Annotated in this window: 19 protein-coding genes; 8 read left to right on the plus strand and 11 right to left on the minus strand. The window is 39.1% G+C overall.

What is annotated here, in order from left to right:
• Window position 1 precedes the first annotated feature (1 nt).
• Both EHQ62_RS06475 and EHQ62_RS06480 read left to right on the plus strand, forming a co-directional pair.
• Window positions 2–544, plus strand: coding sequence for a Tll0287-like domain-containing protein (locus EHQ62_RS06475; protein ID WP_135641368.1), 543 nt, complete (start codon window positions 2–4; stop codon window positions 542–544).
• Between the two features lie 15 nt (window positions 545–559).
• Complete coding sequence (locus EHQ62_RS06480; RefSeq protein WP_135641369.1) at window positions 560–2,938, plus strand: hybrid sensor histidine kinase/response regulator; 2,379 nt, start codon at window positions 560–562, stop codon at window positions 2,936–2,938.
• Here EHQ62_RS06480 and EHQ62_RS06485 read toward each other — a convergent pair.
• Window positions 2,909–4,489: a hypothetical protein gene (locus EHQ62_RS06485; RefSeq protein WP_135641370.1), complete on the minus strand. Its 1,581-nt coding sequence runs from the start codon at window positions 4,487–4,489 to the stop codon at window positions 2,909–2,911. The genes EHQ62_RS06480 and EHQ62_RS06485 overlap by 30 nt on opposite strands.
• 110 nt (window positions 4,490–4,599) lie before the next feature.
• Here EHQ62_RS06485 and EHQ62_RS06490 point away from each other — a divergent pair, with 110 nt between their 5' ends.
• Window positions 4,600–6,645, plus strand: a complete 2,046-nt coding sequence (locus EHQ62_RS06490; RefSeq protein WP_135641371.1) for a methyl-accepting chemotaxis protein — start codon at window positions 4,600–4,602, stop codon at window positions 6,643–6,645.
• 5 nt (window positions 6,646–6,650) lie between these two features.
• On the opposite strand, the gene EHQ62_RS06495 is transcribed toward EHQ62_RS06490, so the two are convergent.
• Genes EHQ62_RS06495 through EHQ62_RS06505 form a run of 3 tightly spaced genes read right to left on the minus strand, consistent with a single transcriptional unit; the run spans window position 6,651 to window position 9,951 of the window.
• The gene (locus EHQ62_RS06495) at window positions 6,651–7,781 is read right to left on the minus strand and encodes an ankyrin repeat domain-containing protein (protein WP_135641372.1); all 1,131 of its coding nucleotides are present in this window, start codon (window positions 7,779–7,781) and stop codon (window positions 6,651–6,653) included.
• Entirely contained in the window at window positions 7,778–8,512 is a 735-nt protein-coding gene (locus tag EHQ62_RS06500) for an ankyrin repeat domain-containing protein (protein WP_167482847.1), read from the minus strand. The genes EHQ62_RS06495 and EHQ62_RS06500 overlap by 4 nt, the downstream gene beginning before the upstream one ends.
• Before the next feature lie 5 nt (window positions 8,513–8,517).
• Window positions 8,518–9,951, minus strand: coding sequence for a S41 family peptidase (locus EHQ62_RS06505; RefSeq protein WP_167482848.1), 1,434 nt, complete (start codon window positions 9,949–9,951; stop codon window positions 8,518–8,520).
• A gap of 81 nt (window positions 9,952–10,032) precedes the next feature.
• Between EHQ62_RS06505 and EHQ62_RS06510 the strand changes: the two genes are divergently transcribed.
• The 3 genes from EHQ62_RS06510 to EHQ62_RS06520 all read left to right on the plus strand — a co-directional run bounded on the left by EHQ62_RS06510 (window position 10,033) and on the right by EHQ62_RS06520 (window position 11,721).
• Entirely contained in the window at window positions 10,033–10,215 is a 183-nt protein-coding gene (locus EHQ62_RS06510; RefSeq protein ID WP_135641375.1) for a hypothetical protein, read from the plus strand.
• Window positions 10,216–10,315: 100 nt separating this feature from the next.
• Window positions 10,316–10,804, plus strand: coding sequence for a YbjN domain-containing protein (locus EHQ62_RS06515; protein WP_135641376.1), 489 nt, complete (start codon window positions 10,316–10,318; stop codon window positions 10,802–10,804).
• A 425-nt stretch (window positions 10,805–11,229) separates the two neighbouring features.
• On the plus strand, window positions 11,230–11,721 hold the full coding sequence (locus EHQ62_RS06520) for a VOC family protein (RefSeq protein ID WP_341866968.1): 492 nt from the start codon (window positions 11,230–11,232) through the stop codon (window positions 11,719–11,721).
• Between the two features lie 12 nt (window positions 11,722–11,733).
• Here the strand turns inward: EHQ62_RS06520 and EHQ62_RS06525 are convergent, their stop codons facing one another.
• The 6 genes from EHQ62_RS06525 to EHQ62_RS06550 are packed head-to-tail and all read right to left on the minus strand — an operon-like array spanning window position 11,734 to window position 15,855.
• Complete coding sequence (locus EHQ62_RS06525; RefSeq protein WP_135641378.1) at window positions 11,734–12,357, minus strand: lipocalin family protein; 624 nt, start codon at window positions 12,355–12,357, stop codon at window positions 11,734–11,736.
• 40 nt (window positions 12,358–12,397) lie between these two features.
• A complete protein-coding gene (locus tag EHQ62_RS06530) occupies window positions 12,398–13,357 on the minus strand; it encodes a lysylphosphatidylglycerol synthase transmembrane domain-containing protein (RefSeq protein WP_135641379.1) in 960 nt (319 codons plus the stop codon).
• A gap of 4 nt (window positions 13,358–13,361) precedes the next feature.
• Entirely contained in the window at window positions 13,362–13,706 is a 345-nt protein-coding gene (locus tag EHQ62_RS06535) for a histidine triad nucleotide-binding protein (protein ID WP_135641380.1), read from the minus strand.
• A 1-nt stretch (window position 13,707) separates the two neighbouring features.
• On the minus strand, window positions 13,708–14,604 hold the full coding sequence (locus EHQ62_RS06540; protein ID WP_135641381.1) for an ROK family protein: 897 nt from the start codon (window positions 14,602–14,604) through the stop codon (window positions 13,708–13,710).
• A 4-nt stretch (window positions 14,605–14,608) separates the two neighbouring features.
• The gene (locus EHQ62_RS06545; RefSeq protein WP_015675730.1) at window positions 14,609–15,280 is read right to left on the minus strand and encodes an ABC transporter ATP-binding protein; all 672 of its coding nucleotides are present in this window, start codon (window positions 15,278–15,280) and stop codon (window positions 14,609–14,611) included.
• On the minus strand, window positions 15,280–15,855 hold the full coding sequence (locus tag EHQ62_RS06550) for an ABC transporter permease (RefSeq protein WP_244241660.1): 576 nt from the start codon (window positions 15,853–15,855) through the stop codon (window positions 15,280–15,282). The genes EHQ62_RS06545 and EHQ62_RS06550 overlap by 1 nt, the downstream gene beginning before the upstream one ends.
• Window positions 15,856–15,917: 62 nt before the next feature.
• Between EHQ62_RS06550 and EHQ62_RS06555 the strand changes: the two genes are divergently transcribed.
• Both EHQ62_RS06555 and EHQ62_RS06560 read left to right on the plus strand, forming a co-directional pair.
• On the plus strand, window positions 15,918–17,426 hold the full coding sequence (locus EHQ62_RS06555; RefSeq protein WP_244241661.1) for a tetratricopeptide repeat protein: 1,509 nt from the start codon (window positions 15,918–15,920) through the stop codon (window positions 17,424–17,426).
• Between the two features lie 53 nt (window positions 17,427–17,479).
• On the plus strand, window positions 17,480–18,073 hold the full coding sequence (locus tag EHQ62_RS06560) for a hypothetical protein (RefSeq protein WP_135641383.1): 594 nt from the start codon (window positions 17,480–17,482) through the stop codon (window positions 18,071–18,073).
• Here the strand turns inward: EHQ62_RS06560 and ruvA are convergent, their stop codons facing one another.
• Window positions 18,074–18,673, minus strand: coding sequence for a Holliday junction branch migration protein RuvA (ruvA, locus tag EHQ62_RS06565; RefSeq protein WP_135641384.1), 600 nt, complete (start codon window positions 18,671–18,673; stop codon window positions 18,074–18,076).
• Window positions 18,674–18,779: the final 106 nt, after the last annotated feature.

An 18,779-nucleotide genomic window follows, 5' to 3' on the forward strand; every position in this document is an offset into this window, starting at 1 on the left:
GATGAAAGTTTGGAGTTTTGTATTCTGTCTTGCCATCACCCTCTACTGCAAAACTGAGAAATTAGAGTATGAGGAAAGAGCCCTTCAGATCACAAGAGAGGCAAAAACAAACCTTTCTAAGAAATTGATGGAAGCGATGAAAGAAGGAGGGACAAAAAAAGCGATTCCCTTTTGCCATGAAAATGCACTCACTTTCACAGAATCCTTAGGGAAAAAAGCAAATGTAGAATTGAAGCGGATCTCAAACCGGCCAAGAAATCCAAAAAACGCACTCACGAAGGAGGAAAAAGAAATCTTTTCGTTGGTTCAAAATGCAAAAGGAAAGGATGGAGTTTTTCCAAACCACCTTGTTTCGTCGGATAGAGCAGTGACAGTTTTTGTGCCCATCACCATCCAGGGCCAATGTGTCCAGTGCCATGGAAAACCAGAAGGAATGGAAAAAGAAACAAAAGAAATTCTAAAAACATTATACCCAAATGACCTTGCTCTTGGTTACGAAGTAGGAGATCTAAGAGGACTTTTTGCAGTTACATTCAAAAAGTAATTTTACCAAACCAATATGATCCATCCAATTGCATTTATTAAAAACAAACCAGAGTTATGTGCTTTTGTCTTAGAACATGGTTTGTTTGGATTTTTAATTTGGGATACAAGTTTGGGAATGGTGTATCCGAGCGAAATTGCGACAAAGTCAATGGGACTTGTTCCACACCAATCCTTTCCTGCCGCATGTTTACTTAACCACTCGGGTTACAATTTAGATCCAAAGTACAAACCAAATCATTCATTTTTTGGTCGGATTTGTTTTGATCCAAATGAGAGTGCTGGTTTCCCATTTCATTTTCACTCTATTGAAGTTTCAGAGGGTGGGAAATCATACCGTATCTTAGCGTTAGATGCTGCCTTAAACAAAAATGAAGAAAACCAAATTCCTATCATCCAATCCGAGATGGAACTCAAATCAGTGTCAAGGTTACTCGACCAGATGGCGAATTTGGCAAAAATCGGTGGTTGGGATTTGGATTTACGCACTGGCAAAGCCAATTGGACTGATGTGACAAAACGCATCCACGAAGTGGAAGATGATTTTAATCCAAGTGTCGAATCGGGACTTCAGTTTTACCACTCCGAAGAGAGTCGAACCAAAATCACAAATGCAGTGAACGCTTTACTTGAGATGGGCACAGAATACGATTTAGAATTGGAAATGGTGACTGCAAAAGGGAACCAAACTTGGGTGCGAACCATCGGGCGAGCTGAATATGAAAATGAAAAAATCGTAAAAATTTATGGAATCATACAAGATATCAATGATCGGAAAAAATGGGAGATGGCACTTGCCTCTCAAACTGCCATCTTATGGTCGTTTGTTGAACATGCGCCGGCTGCTGTTGCCATGCTCGACCAGGAGATGCGTTACATTGCACTCAGCCAAAGATGGATTGAAGATTATAAAATCCCTCTTTTAAAAGAAGAACTCATTGGAAAATGCCACTACGAAGTGTTTCCGAATATCAGTGATGAGTGGAAAAAGATCCATACACGGGGGTTAGCTGGTGAAATTTTAAAATCTGATGAGGACATATGGAGGCCACCAGGTTGGGAAAAAGACCAAGTGATCCAATGGGAAATTCGTCCTTGGAATTTATTATCAGGTGGAATCGGTGGGATTCTTATGTTCACTCGGGACATCACGGAATCCTATGAAACCAAACTTGAATTGAAACATGCCAAGGAAGTTGCGGAAAAGTCTTATAATGCAAAATCAGAATTTTTAGCCAATATGAGCCATGAAATCCGGACACCATTGAATGGGATCATAGGGTATTCCGACTTACTGGCCGAAACCTTGGTTGATACTGCGTTTAATGAATATGCTCAAATCATCAAACAATCCGCTCATACTTTACTCAATATTGTTAATGATATTTTGGATTTTTCAAAGGCAGAAGCAGGGAAATTACAATTAGCAGAAGAACCAAATGACTTAAAAAAGGTAATCTTAGATTCGATTCGAATTATGGACATCCAAGCAATCACAAAGGGGCTTGATATCAGATTGGATTTGGATGGGAACATTCCCAAAACACTGATGTTTGATGCCAATCGTTTGCGCCAAGTCATGTTAAATCTAATTGGGAACGCATTAAAATTTACCGAAATTGGTTTTATCGTATGTAAGTTAGAGCGATTGGAATCAACGCTAGAAGCTGAAGTTTTGGTTCGCATTTCTGTAAAAGATACTGGAATTGGAATTGCTTTGGAGAATCAAAAAAAGATTTTTGATTCTTTTACCCAAGAAGATTTTTCCACAACACGTAAGTTTGGTGGAACAGGGCTCGGTCTTGCCATTAGTCGTCAATTACTAAGTTTGATGAAGTCTGAACTACAGGTAAGTAGTACACTTGGACAAGGAAGTGAATTTTATTTTATCATTCCGTTTAGATTGCCTGAGGTTGATTTGAATTTAAAGTCTGATTCTCCCAATGTGATGGAAGATTTAGAAGGAAAAGAGAATAAAACCAATCGTTCTGGACTTAAAATTTTAGTGGTTGAAGACAATCTTGTGAATATGGGCCTTATGAAAAATTTTATCAAACGGATCGTAACCGATGTTTCCATTTTGGAAGCTGAAAATGGGGAAGAGGCCATCTCCGTTTTCCAAAAAGAGAACCCTCACCTCATTTTGATGGACATCCAAATGCCAGTGAAAAACGGTTATGATGCAACAATTGCCATACGTTCTTTACCTGCGGGAACCAATGTTCCCATCATTGCAGTAACGGCTGGGATCATCGATGGAGAAAAGGAAAAATGTTTTGCAGTGGGTATGAATGATTATTTGAGTAAACCTGTTCAAAAAGAGAATCTAAAACAAATTTTACGGAAGTGGTTATTGGAAGAGGATTCAAGAATCAAACCGGAACAATCCTCCTAAACGTACCATCAGTGATTCTGATACGGCACTAGAACGAGTATTAGGATTCCCTGGATCTCTCAGTTCACCGACTTGTAAAACTGGATCATATTGTTGGATATGAGCGGATAACCCTGCATAACGGTCTACGTCTTTGTAATATGTGCGAAACACATCTGTTTGTAGAAAAAATCGAACCCGTTCTTCGGGATCATAATTCATTCGAAACCCATAATTTAAATTCTCTCGAATCGCACCCATGACCCTAGGATTTGTGGTCCATTGGAAGGTATCGGGACGACTGATGGTGAGTAAATTTGGGTCTGCACCCACTAACACCTCTGGGTTTGTGATTTTGGAAATACCACCGTGGAGACCCAGTCCAAATTCTTTGGAAACATCATAGTTCAAACTTAAAAAACCAGTGGCTTCCTTGGGGGATTCAAATTTACGTTTTGTATTTGCCTTTGCATCTGTCGCATAACCGCCTGTTAAATATCCGAATTGGCTGTTCGAAAATTCTTCGCCATATGTAGTCGTTTGGAAAGGTGCGATTCCTGACGAGGTAATTGAAGTTAGGTTTGTTCCGTATGATACCTCTCCTCTTGATTCAAAATTTCCAAGTTTCCAAACAAACCCTACCGAAACTCCTCCAGAATTTAAGGTGGCCCTCTCTTGGTTTTCTTTTTGGTTTAGTGCAGATAATACCGTTTGGTTCGTGTTTGGTGACTGGTCCGGATATAACGTTTGCCCATCTCTTGCCGAATCAGTTTTTGGATCACTCACTTTGAGTTTTGTTCCTATGGCAGAAGTGGTGAAAAGAAAATTGGAATGAGGGATCCAATCGATCCGAAAAGCAACCGTAGGCATAGAATTTCTTTCAATATTTGTTTTTACGTTGGGGTCATTGTGGAAACCTGTGGTTCCAACTGCCGTTCCTAATTTAAACTCACCTAACTTGTACCAGATGCCAATTTGTTCTCTTTGCCAACCAATGTTTCCAGAGGCGGACATAAAGGCACTAGCGTTGTAGGATTGGGGAAATACTCCAGCAAAAAGGTCCCAAGTTCTTCCTAGAAAAATCTGCAATTTCAAACTAGGGTTGTATTGGAAATACATTTGCCTGACCCTAGGTTTTGTTTCTGCTCCCACAGCACTTTTGGTTACATCCACAAAGTCAGCTTCAAAAATCGCTTTTGCTTTGTTCCCATACCCAATCTCTGCACCCAGTAACGAACTTGTTGGGTAAATTCCTGAGCGAGGTTCTGCATCCCTAGCTTGCACTTCCCGTTTGGCAACCGTCGGTCCCACTAAATTATCAAAACCAAAAGATAAAACCGACCGGTTGGCGTAGGCAAAATCAGTTTTGAGCATACCGGTGACTTTGAATTGTAACTCAGGCATTTGGTTGGATTTTGGGTCAACTGTTGGCTCTTTGGAAATCCCTTGCGGAGGGTAAAGTGTTGTGCCGTCTTTGGAAATTGTTTTTTCTTCTTTTTCCGATTGTGAATGAAGTGATTGGGAAAGACAAAGGAACAGATAAAGGAAAAGCATCGGAAATAGTGGTTTCATGAAAATTTTCCTTGTCTGTGATCTAGTAAAAATGTTAGAACACTCTATACTTTGTCTGAACTATTTGCAAGAAAACATTTTCATTCCGCTAAGGAAAGGATTCAATCTTTATGAAATTGAAATGGGAACCCAATTCACTCCGAACCAAACTCATTGGCCTTACGATCCTTTCTGTTACCCTTGCCTGCGGGTTAACTGGTTTTTTGAGTTTTTATGTAGGGAGAAGTACGATCATTTCAAAATTAGAAAGTTTTGATATGGTGAAAATCCTAGAATCGAAGTCTGCGACAATCGATTCGATTTTGGAACGAGCTAAGGAGACAGCGGTTCTCATTGCAAACGACCAGCATACGATCCGCTGGGCAAAAACTGGTGAACCAAAAGGAGGAGAGGGAGATACGGTTTTTAAAAATCTCACAACTTACAAATCGAAATTAGGTTATATAACGTATTTAGGGATCATCAATCCTTTAACCAAAAACTATTGGAATGAGTCTGCCAAAAAGATTGATACACTTCGCGAAACTGATCCTGACGATAGTTGGTTTTATGAATTAATGGAATCAAAAAAAGAATTGGTAACCAATATGGATTATACTGCGGAGTACAAATCATATGCTATATTCGTGAATGCGGTCGCGGTAGAAAACGGGAATCCAGTGCTTGTGAGTTCTATTGGGATCGATGTTTCGGTAGCTTCAAAACAATTTACACAAATTGACCAGTTTGGAGGGGAAAGTTGGCTCGTTGACAACCAAGGGAACATCCAACTTGCTTTGGATAGCAGTTTGATCGATCAAAGTATTAGTAAAACGTTTCCCGATGGAGTCGTTGCAAAACTAAAACATGCAAGTGATGAGGTTTTTATATTTTCAGGGAAAGATTTAGAGGGCAAACATTGTCTTTATGGGAGTTACAAACTCCATTCTGTCCCTTGGCGAGTGATTTACCGAGTCCCTCTGTCAAACATGACAAAGTCATTGGATGTGATTGCTTTGTTTACATTGATCAGTATCCTATTTTCTGTTGTGGTAGTTTCGATTGGTATGGGCTATGTGTTAACGAAGGTGACTCATGCAATTCGGGAAGCTTCCATGCTGATGAATCGGATCTCACATAATGAATTATCATTTGAAGTGCCTAAAGTTCAATTGAATCGTAAAGATGAGATCGGTGGTATGGCAAAAAGTTTAGAGAAGATGCGCCAAAACTTAATCGTCATCGTTCAAAAAATCCAAAAACTTTCTGAATCCATCACTGGAAAAAGTTCCCACCTTTCTTCTTTGGCTTCTGATTCTTCAGCGACGATTGAAGAAATTGCTTCCTCCGTGCAAGAATTATCAGCTAGTGCAGAAAATGTCTCTGCGTCCGCAGAGGAGATCTCCTCCCAGTCCAATTCTATGATTGAAACTTTAAATTTACTCGGAAGTGAAATGGAACTTGTCTCCAAAGGGGCAGAAAGGATAGAAGGGAAAGCAAGTGAACTGGAATCATTTGTTGGAAAATCACTATTAGATGCAAAGTCTCTTTTTGAAACGATCAATACTAAAATACAAAATGCAGTAAAGGATGCAGAAGCCATCAAAGAAATTCGTGAACTTGCGAGTATGATTGCAGAAATTGGTGACCAAACCAACTTACTTTCGTTAAATGCTGCAATTGAAGCTGCGAGAGCAGGGGAACATGGAAGGGGATTTGCTGTCGTTGCCACAGAAGTTTCCAATTTAGCTGGTAAATCACAAGATACTGTCAAAAAAATTGTGGAACTCAACCACAAACTAGAAAAAGCCATGTTGGAAATGGTTGACTCTGTCAAAGAACTTTTGGGAATGATTACTGGGAAAGTGATCCCTGATTATGAAGGTGTGGTGGCAAGTGGAAAGGAATACCGCATCCAATCGGAAGAAATCAATTCTCTTGCAAAACGAACTTTTTTATTGGCAAAAGAAATTAGTTCCAGTATCAGCGAAGTCCACCACGCCATCATTTCCGTATCTGAAGCGATGAACCAAAACGCATTGGCACTTGGTGAGATCAGTTCAGGAACCAACCAAATGAGTGAAGTATCGATGCAAACAGCTGATAGTTCTGCCGAACTCAATCAAACTGCAATTGATATGAAAGACATAGCGTATCAGTTTAAAATTGAATCATAGTTTGTTTATGGTACGATTGTTGATTCCATTTTTGATTCAATCAGGGTTCTTACTTTTGACATCGAAGGCAAACTACAATAGTCGAATGCCGATATCCCATCATTGTTCCTAAGTCGTATATTAGCTTTTGCGGAAATTAGATATTCAGCCACTTCTGTTTTTTTGTAAAAAGTTGCTGTAATTAACGGTGTATTACCTAAATTATCTTTGTAGTTGATATCAACTTTTTGTTCGACTAGGAATTGAACGTTAGATAGACGGCCGTTTGCAGAAGCGATGTGTAGAGCGGTTCTACCTTCGTTGTCTTCGTCCATTAGATTTGCTTTTTTAGATACGAGCAGTTTCATTGAATCCAAGGCACCGTACTTGGCAGCATACATCATTGCTGTGAAACCATTTTTATCACTGGCATTTGGATTTGCTCCTGCCTCTAAGAGGATTTTGACTAACTCTTGTTTGTCCTTTTTGGCTGCTTCAATCAGAGCTGTTTGTCCATTATCATCAGCAATTTCCAAATCAACCGAGTTTGAAATTAAAAACCGAACGCTTGCGGGTTGGTTTTGGTCAATTGCAATGGATAACGCATTCCAAGCAAAAAAATCCCGTAAGTTGGGATTGGCTCCATTTCGGAGTAGGACAGACATAACTTCTATAAATCCTTTTTCACTCGCAATCATGAGTGGAGTTCGACCATAAATATCTCGAATATTCGGATTGGCTTTGTGTTGTAGAAGTATGTCTGTCGATACGACTCGACCATACTTTGCAGCACAATGGAGCGGGGACTCACCGAAAACAGATCGGTGGTTAGGGTTTGCCTGGCGTTTTAATAATAAATCTACGATTTGATGGTTCTCTATACAGGAAGCAAAGATTAAGGGAGTGATGCCATTTTCGTTTCTTAAATTAACATCTGCACCATGTTCAATTAACATTTGTACCATATCGACATTGTTCGATTGGATCGCATCTTGTAGGAGTGAGGTACCGGTGACGCTGTAAACCCAATTGGCATTTGCTTTGTGAATGTGCCTTCTAGCTGTTTTCAGATCATTTCGAATGATAGAACCTCTTACGATTGCTTCATTACAATATAAAAATAAAAATGTGCTTATGATAAGGATTATGGATTTCATTTATTTTCAGAGAATTCCAAAAGCAGTAATCTGATTTTTGTTTGGCCATTCCTTATGGCAAACATATCTGAGTTTTGATTTTCTATGTTTTTAATATTTGGGTTTGCACCATATTGGAGCAATAATTTGAGAATTGTAATCCTACCTTTTCCTACCGCCATGTGCAATGCTGTCATTCCTTGATTATTTTGTAAATTTACGTTAGGATTTTGGCTTAACAATAGTTTTGAAATTTCAACGTAACCTTTTTGTGAGGCCAACATGAGGAAAGTATTACCATCCGTATTTTGGTAATCGATCTTTGGATGATACTCAAGATATAATTTTACCATATCCGTATGGCCATCTTCCACTGCATAAAACAAGGCTGTATTCATTTTGAAATCTAATGAATTAGGATCAGATTTTGCATCTAAAAGAAGTTTTGCGATCTCAAGATTTCTATTTTTTGTTGCCCAATGTAAGGCAGTAAAACCAAATTTGTCTTGCGCTTCCAGATTGGCATTCTTTTGGATGAACAACTTGACTAGGTCTGAGAATCCAAGTTTTGTAGCGATGATAAGAGGTGTTTCGTTATTGGAATTTTTGGAATTTATATCGATTTCGTTTTTTAGGAGAGATTCAACTTTTAAAATTTGCCCCTTCTCGGTTGCACTGCGCAAAGCACTACCACTCGTACATTGGAAAGTAAACGATAAAATTACCAAAAGGAATAAATGTGAGTTTATCATTTTCATTAATTAAAAATCTTTTCTTGTCTTTTGTTGAGATACAATTGATAGTATTCTATCGCTCTTGAAAGGACAAAGTCCATCCTTGTTGGATTCACTTCTGTAAACATACCATTGTTAGATGAGTTTGTTCGTAACTGTTTGTCTAAGTTTTGTTGGATCAGATGAGAAGGATTCCTTTTATTTTCAGCCAATGGTTTGATCCAATTCCAATATTTAGTTTCATCCATTTGGTTTGGGTCTTTCTTTGGATCATCGATGATGATATCTGGTGTGATCCCATAACCTTGGATTTCTTCGCCTGAACTGAGTATCATTCTTTTGTTGGTAATACCAGAAAAATAACCAGTTTTTTTTCCAATTTCAAAAAAGACCTGAAAGGTTCCCTGTCCAAAGGTTTTTGAACCAAAAACCAAACTATTTCTATTTTGTTGGAAGCTACCCGTGATGAGTTCTGCTCCTCCTTTCGTGTTTGGACCGACTAAGATGGCAATGGGTCCTTCCCAAATGATGGTTTCATCTCGAATGGAAGGGTGAATCGTTTTTGCATATTTATCCTGTAAACTAAACATTTGATTTGATTTTATAAAAAGTGAAAGAAATTTCTCTAGTTCCGTAAGGTTTGTTTTTTCACATTCCCGTAAATCAAATAGAACCGCTCCAATTTGATTTTGGTTTTTCATTTTCTCGTTTAAGTAGTGTTCGATGATTTTTTTTGTGGCACTAGAGGTTGTGAATTTATCATCGTATGTGATAAAATTTTTGATTTTGATGTAAAGTATATCCGGATAACCCGTAAAGATTTGATGAGAAATGTTATCCAATACATTGAATGAAAAATTATTTTGGATTGAACTGGTTTGGTATACACTTGAATGAGGGTCCAATTCTTCTATGAAACCAGACATTGCTTGGAATATCAACTTTTCTTGGAATTCATCCAATTTATCTTTGAATTTGGGATCCATTTTCCCCATTAAAAAAATATAATTTAAATTCTCTTCAAATTCAAATTGGTCAATCTGTAAATCTGCCATATGGATATTCAGTTCTTTTTTGTATTTTGGCTGAATTGCAGATTGATTTTCTTTTTCTAGGCGGCTTTGTTTGATCTGAATAAATTTTTGATTTTCAAAAGGAAGAACGGTCCCTGAAGGGATCACGTCTGGTTTCTGCTGATAAAGCTCATAATAGGTTTTTGGATAAATTTGGATACCGAGCAGTTCGTATGCTTTTGCAATTGCATTGGCATAACAAGCGGACATGTTTGTTGGACTACTCGTTAGGTGGTGGGCACGAATGTCATTTTTTAATCTGATAAAATGTTCTAAGTTCAATTTTCCTGTATACAGGTATGGGTAAATGGATTCTTTTTTTGTTTTTTCGATCGAATCAAAAGGCAAACGTTTTGCAATTTTGGTTTTGGGTTGGTTGCACAAAGAAAAACCAAAAAAGAAACACCCTACAAGAACAAGAGAGAGAAACTTGGAATTCATGGAATATGGATTAGATGGCACCCTATGAACCAAACTGTAAATCAAAAACTCCGAAGGATCAGTTACTTTTTTATTGCTCTACTCATATTCTGCCAGAAAGAGGTTGAACTTGGAAATGCGAAATTTCAAAATATCCCCACAGGCAAGAATTGGATTTTGGTTTTACCTGCAGTGATTGATGATGTTATCTTAGTTTGTTTTGCTTAACTTGTTTCAAAAGAAAATCATTTCACGAAAAGTTGTTTCGTCTAATTGTTTGTGAGGATCTATCCAATTTAGAAAGTAGCCAGAGGGGTATTCGTTTTCGATGAAATCAGTTTATAAATCGTTCTTATTATTGTTTTTGGTTTTTTTTGCAATTGGAACTTATGCGGACCCAATGAAGACAAAGGAAGGGGAAACTTCTTTAAAGTCAGCTAACTTACAATACAAAGTTGATAAGGGATTACTTAAAAAATTGTTATTGGAAATCGGTTACAAAATATTAAGTGATGAAGACAAACTTTTGATCCTCTCCTACCAAGATTTCAAAGTGGGTCTTATGTCTGGAAATGATACTTCCATCCAATTTTATTCTTCCTTCACAACAGACAAAAAAAATAAAATGGATCTCGCCAACCGTTGGAACCAAAAGATGAGGTATTCGCGAAGTTATACTGATGCGGAAGGCAGGCTGATTTTAGAAAGTGATTTTGATTATTCGGGTGGGGTATCAGAGGAAGCGATCAAAGAGTTTTTACAAAAGTTTCAGATTTTGAATTCTCAGTTTAGCACGTTACTGATCCTGGCAGAATGAGTCGGAAGGGATTCCATCAATTCATCATATATTTTTTGATTTATTGGCTTTCACTAGTTCAATTAGATTCAAAGGAAAACTCTTTCTCGGAAGCATCCGATATTCGATTGTGTTTTGAAAGGGTAAGTGAATGTCTAAATCGTTGTCACCTCAACCATCCTACTAGTGATACAAGATTTCCGGAATACAAACGAAATTACTGCAGAGAAGAGTGTATCACCGATCCAGCGAATTTGATTTGTAGGAATCTATTCCAATCAAGTTACAAATAAGAAGGAATCCTGATAATTCAACCTACAAAACTCGACACTCTATCTGAATGCGTATGCATCTGCCAAAAATTTAAAATACTTTAATGCTTTGAAAAAAATAGTATTCGGAGAGGAACTGGGAAAGGACATTGAAGGAGAAGTCATACTCGGTTGATGCAGAACGAAAATAGGAGAGAATCAAACATGTCACGTCCATTCAAAGTATTAGGGATCCAACAAGTTGCCATTGGTGGGGAGTCCAAGGAAAAATTATCCAAGTTTTGGGTCGATCTAATGGGCCTTACGAAGGTTTCCGAATATAAAAGCGAAAAGGAAAATGTCGATGAAGACATCCTTTCGATGGGAAACGGTCCCTATAAAGTCGAAATAGATTTGATGCAACCGATTGATCCGAATAAAAGTCCAAAAGTTCACGATCCGAAACTCAATCACATTGGTCTCTGGATTGATAAATTGGAAGAATGTGTGGATTACCTTACCAAACAAGGAGTTCGTTTCACACCAGGTGGGATCCGGAAAGGGGCCGCCGGGTACAATGTATGTTTCATCCATCCAAAAGGAAATGAAGAATTCCCCCTTTGTAGCGAAGGTGTACTGGTTGAGCTTGTCCAAGCGCCAGAAGACGTCATCAAAGCGTTGGGTTAAACCAAAGCTAAGTCAGTAGGATAACAGACGATTGGTGTCATAACCAATCGTTTTTGCATATTCTATGTACTCGGTTTCAATCTGGGGGGCTATGGTTTTCTCTCTGGAGAATACCCACAAAAAATTGGGATCAGGTCCACCGATGAGGGCTGTTTGGTATCCCTGTCGGTCAATTCGTAAGACCAAATAGTCCCCAAAGAAAAACGGAAAGAAAAAACTAACTTTTAGTTTGCCTACACTTGGGTTCGGTATGAGTGCCACTCCATCCAAACGAGTTTCCCCAGTTGCACTGAGGCCTTGGTTTGTGACTCGGATGGTTCCGTCTCCTGGTAAGGAGTAGGTAGCGGAAACGGCAGAGAGTCCAGATTGGAAAGAATTGTCGATGCGTTTGATTTCATTCCATGTTCCTAAAAATTGATTCCAGTCAACATTGGTTTCCGCATAAGAATCAAAAGGCGAAGTGGATAGGTAGGTAACAGCACCAAAGGTTAGCAATCGACCAATCGTTAACTCATTTTGCTCTTCCTTGGTTTCAAAGGAAAGATCCTTCGTAGAACAGCCATTCAATAAATAGAAAAGGAAAAAAGGGAGGAGTAAGACGACTTGTTTCCTGTTTGACCGATCTAAAAATCCCATTTCCCTTTAGATCGGGGCAACCAAACGTTTGATCCAAAATTTAGATTGTGTTTTCTTTTTTTTGGTGGGCCCACCGCCAGTAGGCATAAGCAAAAAGTGCAAGAACCGTGGTGATCAGAAATTGTGTTAAGTGTACAACGGTTGCATACACAAGTCCTTCTCCCGGATCCCTTCCTAAAATGATAAAGCCAGAGATTATGGCAGCATGGAAAACTCCAATCCCAGAAGGAGCCGAGGGAATTGCCACACCCATTCCACCGAGGAACATAAAGAGTAAGGCTTCTGGAAATCGAATTGGCATTCCAATGAGCATCCCTGCCAAGTAATAAGAAACTGCATAACCGAATACCCATGTTGGTAAAGAATATGCCAACGGTTTTACTAGTTTATCCCCTTGTAGGAACTCTGAAAATTCGATTAAGTGGTGGTCAAGTTTCGTTTCATACAATGATTTTTTTCCAATAAGAGAAAAACACTTGAGAAGTAGGGATCGTAGTAGGGGTAAAAAATACTTCACTAGGATAAGACCAACTAACATTCCTATGATGACGAGACTAGAAATCAGAAGTAAACTTAGGTTTTTAGATTGTCCAAGGCCCATATAAAACAGGGCAGTCGCTCCAATCACAACAACGGCTCCCAAATCCATCACCTTTTCTAAAAATATCCGGCTAAGGAGGTGTGTGAGAGGTAAATCCGAATCTCGTTTGTTCATGAGTAGGCGCACTAAATCGCCACCCCTCGCGGGGAGTACCATATTGAGTCCCACTCCAATGATTGCGGTAGAAAAGGATTGTGTGAATGTGATTTTTTTCTCGAGCAGGTGGAACCAACGGATGGAAAAAGGGACAAAGGCCCAAAGGTTTGACAAAATGAGTAAAGGAAAAATCCACCAATTGATTTTACCTTCCAAACGTTGGAATTCTGTAAGATCAAAATTTTTCTGTAAAAAATAGATGGCAATGCCAGAGACGATGATTCCAAATAATAATTTTTTCATTTGATTAACCTGGTGGCCACACCATATGCCTTCCACCTAACAAGTGAAAGTGAATATGCCCAACGGTTTGCCCTCCATAATTTCCGCAATTGTTCACCACCCGGTATCCTTTCTCCATAATTCCATTTTTTTCGGCAACTTTTGGAATCACTTGGAAAATTTCACTTATCACTTTTGGATCAAGGTTTCCAATTTCATTCATACTTGTGATATGTTGTTTCGGTATGATGAGTAAGTGGATGGGAGCTTGGGGAGTGATGTCATGGAATACAAAAATCGAATCCGATTCGTATTCTTTTTTTGAAGGAATTTCCCCATTAATGATTTTACAAAAGATACAATTTTCCATATCAAACCTTCTTATTTGCAAAGACTAAGGATGCAGCCCCGAGAGTTCCAGAAAGATTCCGTCCTTTCCCCAGTTTTAATCTTTCGTTTAGGATAGGAAAAATATTGGAACGAATTTCTTTTTCTAATTGTTCACCAAACAAATCAAAGGAGTTGGTGATCCCTCCTACAAATACAACGGCTTCGGGATTCAAAAGATGGATGGCTCCCCGAACCGCATGTGCTAAGGCTAAGGTTCCAAAATGGAGGATTTCTTTTGCAACTTGGTCTTCTTTTCTGACAAGTTCAAAAAAGGATTCTGCATGGGGCAGTTTTGTATTCGTAGATTCAAAATAACGATTGAGAAACCCTCTAGTGGAAAAATAACTTTCCACACAACCACGGGCACCACAACCACAGAGTGCACCTCCGATAACAGATGTTGTATGGCCAATCTCAATCCCGTTTCCCAAATATCCTGTATACAAAACCCCATGTTTGACAAAACCTCCACCTACACCTGTTCCTAAAGTGAGGATGAGTTGGGATTCGCACCCTTTGTAAGATCCGAAATAGGCTTCTCCGAGAGCTGCACAGTTTGCATCATTTTCATAAAAAACAGGTAACAAAAATTCCTTTTCTAACGTTTGTTTGATTGGGACATTTTCTATCCCTACCATATTGGCGCTTGTTAGTAAGATACCCGTTTCACTATTGAGAGGACCTGGTGATCCAACACCAATCCCTATGTTATCTTTTAGGAGTGGACGGATGGTTTCCGTGAGAGTTTTCAAAAACGAATCATTGTCTAAGTGATCTGGAGTTTTGGATTGGTTTGACTTCAGTTCATTTCCTGATTCATCAAAGAGTGAAACTCGGATACTCCCACCACCAATATCAACTCCGATCGCTTGTTTCAAAACATCACTCTCCCTTAATCACTTGTTCGAACCTTCCGTTTTTCATTTCGTAAACGGTTTGGGCATCAAAGGCAAGTTTCATATCGTGAGTGACGAGGATGATGGAATGGTTTCGTTTGTTGTATTCATTGAGTAAAAGTTGGACTAAGTAACTATTTTCTGGATCCAAATCCCCTGATGGTTCATCGGCAAAAAGGATGGCTGGGTCGTTGATCAGGGACCTAGCAATTGCTGCCTTTTGGATTTGCCCACCTGATAAGGTCCTTGGTAAGGAATTTTGGATGTCTCCCAATTTCAAATGTTCGATGAGGTAATCACATTTTCTAAGGTAGTCATCGTTTGAGAATTTTTTTGTAAATAGAGCAGGGAGAAGGATATTTTCTTTGATCGTAAGGTTACCAACAAGTTCGGAAAATTGGAAAACGAGACCAAGGTCTCTTGCCCGAATCTCCGCTAACTCTTGTTTGGAAATTTGGGAAAGTTTGATTTGGTCGTACAAAATGTCCCCTTCCGTGGGTGACAACATACCCGTTAGCATCGAAAGCAGGGTGGTTTTCCCCGATCCCGAAGGCCCAATGATGGCTACATAATCCCCTTGGTTCACATCGAAGCTTACCGAACTCACCGCTTCTTCTTTTCCAAATCGTTTGGTGAGGTTGTGCACCCGGAGTAACATTATTTTTGCCTCCGAATGGACTTGTAGGGGTCCATAAAGGTGCTGATCCCAACCGTTGGGAAGGAAACAAGGATTCCTAAAAACACATAAAGCACCAAACAGGTGAAAACGGATTTTACTTCCCCTAAAATACCAAAATCAGGAGGAGGCGGTAAAAAACTCAAATTGACCAAGATGGAGAAGAGGAAACTAGGTAAAAATAGGAAAAATAAGGACAAAGAATGGAGGAGTATACAGCCCATCCGGTTCCCACCCACAGCCATCATCACTCCGATATCTCCCAGCGCATGTAGGCAATGGAAGAAAAATAAAGTCATCAGTGCAAAGCTTGTGGCGTAAAAAAGAATCTGAGGAGACTTGTCAAAGGAAACGATACTAGTAAGAGACACTCCTGCATACAAGTGGAAGTGGATCCGTACCGCAAGTACGAGGAAAGTAAAAACAAGGGTTCCCACAAGGCCATAGGCCAAGGAATAGAGACGATCTCTCGTGAGAAGTCGAAGAGCAAACGAAATGTAGGTGAGTTGTATCACTTCCAGGACAGAATTGACGTAAGACTCTTTTTTACCAACCAAAATAGGAATTTAGGAAGGATTCGAATTTGGCATTTTTTATCTTTGTAGGAGCCGCTGTGATTATGCTAGGCTTTCTCTTGACCTTTGTCATTGGTCAAAGGCGGGATAGTTATGCCAAAGCCCTAAGCCTTGCAACTTTAGGGAATTTTCTAGATGCTCGCGCCCTAGTTCGGGAAAAATTGGAAGAAGACCACCAAAACCCCTATGGTCACTACGTGATGGCAAAAATTTATGCCATGGAAAATGACCCGTTAAACGAAGCCAAACACCTCGAAATCATCAAAAAAAACAATCGATACAACAAGGAAATTGATCCCGTCACGGTTTCGAACCGGATTGCGGAGATTTATTATAACAAAGATTTTTTTGAAGAGGCGTTTTTCCACTACCTCGATACCCTGCAAACCGACCGCTCCAATCCAATTGCATGCATCCGATTGGGATTTATGGCCCTCGGACAAAAAGAATTCAAAATTGCTGACCATTTTTTTTCCCGAATCCCGGAAGAAAAAATAAATCTCACTTCGTTTTACATCGCGAAGGGTGTGATCTCAGGGGTCACGGGTGGGGGAAAGGAAAGAGATTACTTTGAAAAAGCTTATAAACTCGAAAAAACTCCTGTCTCCGGATTTTTGTATGCACTTTCCCTTTCCAGGGAAAACAAACACAAGGAGGCAGTGAAAACTGCCATCGCCATCAGTGAACAAATCGAAGACGAATTTGTTAGGTTCACTTTATTCCAGTTCCTTATGACAGAAGCCATCCTTATGCAAAATTTCCCGGAGGCTCTAAAGTATGGAAGGTTATGCCTTGAGATGGCAAAACTCAACGCATGGCAAAGTGAAATCACAGAGTGTAGCATCCATTTTGCGATGATCACAACCTATATGGGTAGGTATGAGGAAGGGGCCGAATACCTAATCGAAGCAGAAGCAGAACGATTGGATGATCCTGATGTGATTGCCCTTGCGAATTTAAAATACCGTTTGGAAAGGGGCACTGGGACCGTTGAATCCTTGACCCATGAATACGACCTAACACGTGAATTGAATTTATTATCTGTGAATATTTTCCCGAACTCACGTTATTTCGAACTGAGTGGGATGCGATCCTCCAAACCATTTAACATCAAGGGGATGGTGGATGAAAATGGAAAAAAACTAACATCCAAATTGGACATGCTTGGCTTAGATAAATTTGAAAAATTCATAAGCCTTCCTGGAACCAATTTTAAAAACCAAGCTACCCGAATGGTGATGAGCCTTGGTTACCGGGTGACAAAAGAAATTTCCAATCCCGAAGCAGATGGTGTCAATTTGCTTGCTTCCTCAAAAGAAGATGTAAACAAACGGGCATTATTTCGAGTGCGAAAGTGGAAAGATGCTAAGGTATCGGATGTATTTCTACGAGAGATGACAAACCAAATGGAAGATTTAGGCGCATCCAAAGGATATGTGATCGGCAATTTTGATGTTACAGAAGCTGGAAAAAAAATCATCTCTGCAAGTAATGGTGCTCTTGAAATGTATTCAGGGGATTTGTTTGAGGACCTCCTCAACAAAACGATGTAATGCGAAAACATTGCCTGGTTATGATTCCAAAAGTCCCTAATCAAAAGAATTGTATGTTTCTTTGGAATGGTGTCGTATTTCTTATCCTCATTTGTTTTTTAAATTCCTGTTTTCTTCCCAATCGAGAGAAAGCCAATGGATTGAATCCGTCAGCAAACGAAGTCCAAACACGTAAAATCCAATGCCCTTTTCCCGTTACCATGGGAGCCATTTATGGAAAAGGCATCACCAATTTTGATAAAACCATGGTTTTATTTGTAACCAAACAATTATTACTTGATTTATGTGAAGGGCATTTTCGGCATTTGTTGTCTTATGTAGAAAAAGAAACAGGATTGTTTGTGGATGCCAAAGGATACTGGACCATTCAGGAAGTAGAGGAAGACTTAAACGATCCTGATGGATACTTCGCCCTCTATTATATCAATCAAACGAAACTAAACCAAACAAAGGGAAGTAGTGGAAACCTAACCATCCGTGATGTTTTTTTGGAAGCGGGTCCTGTTGTTTTAGATTTTTATATTGGATCGAGTGAAGAAGTAGAAATCAAATTTCGATTTCCAAAAGATCCTAAGTTAGAACGTTATCTCATCAATCCTAATTTTATCAAAATCAAAAACACTTGGTATTTGCACCGCATGTTTTAGTCATTTGGTGCCTGTGATCACTTGTTTCACAATGTCAGAAGCACTAAGTCCTGGATGATTTTTCTTTGCATCTGATACTTGTTTTGTGGCAGTTTTTTCGTCAAAACCCAGTTGGATGAGGGCAAGGGTTGCCAAATCGGTTTCTCGATCCAAAACATTGTTTTCCGTTGTTCCTTCGTTTAAAAAGATTTCGAATTTTTTTAGGTTTTGTTTGATTTCAAATAGAATTTTTTCAGAAGTTTTCCCTTTTACTTTTGGGATTTTTTCTAAGGTTTTTTTATCATCTGCTTTTGCAATTTGGTACAAATCATCTGCTTGGAAAAATGATAAAATTTTTAAGGCAGTGAGTTCGCCAATCCCATGTAGGGATTTGATGAGTTCGAATAATTCTCGATCTTTTTTTTGTGCAAAGCCAAACAACCGTTGTGCGCGGTCTGTAATGGAGTGGTAGGTATGGATAAAAATCTCCTGTCCAAGTTTCTCTTTGCATTCTAGATGAAGGGGAAAGGGAATCATCACTTCATAACCAACACCTGAAACTTCGACCACCAAACGATCGATTTCTAATTGGAGTAATTTTCCACGTAAACTTGCTATCATAATGACTTCTCCTTTCCTATTGTAGGCGGGGAAGAATTATGACTACTCTTCTTTTTTTTTAAAGAATCTTTCCGAAGAGCGAACGATAACAAAAAGGTTACTTGTA

This window comes from Leptospira jelokensis, from assembly GCF_004769635.1.
GTDB classification, from domain to species: Bacteria; Spirochaetota; Leptospiria; order Leptospirales; family Leptospiraceae; genus Leptospira_A; species Leptospira_A jelokensis.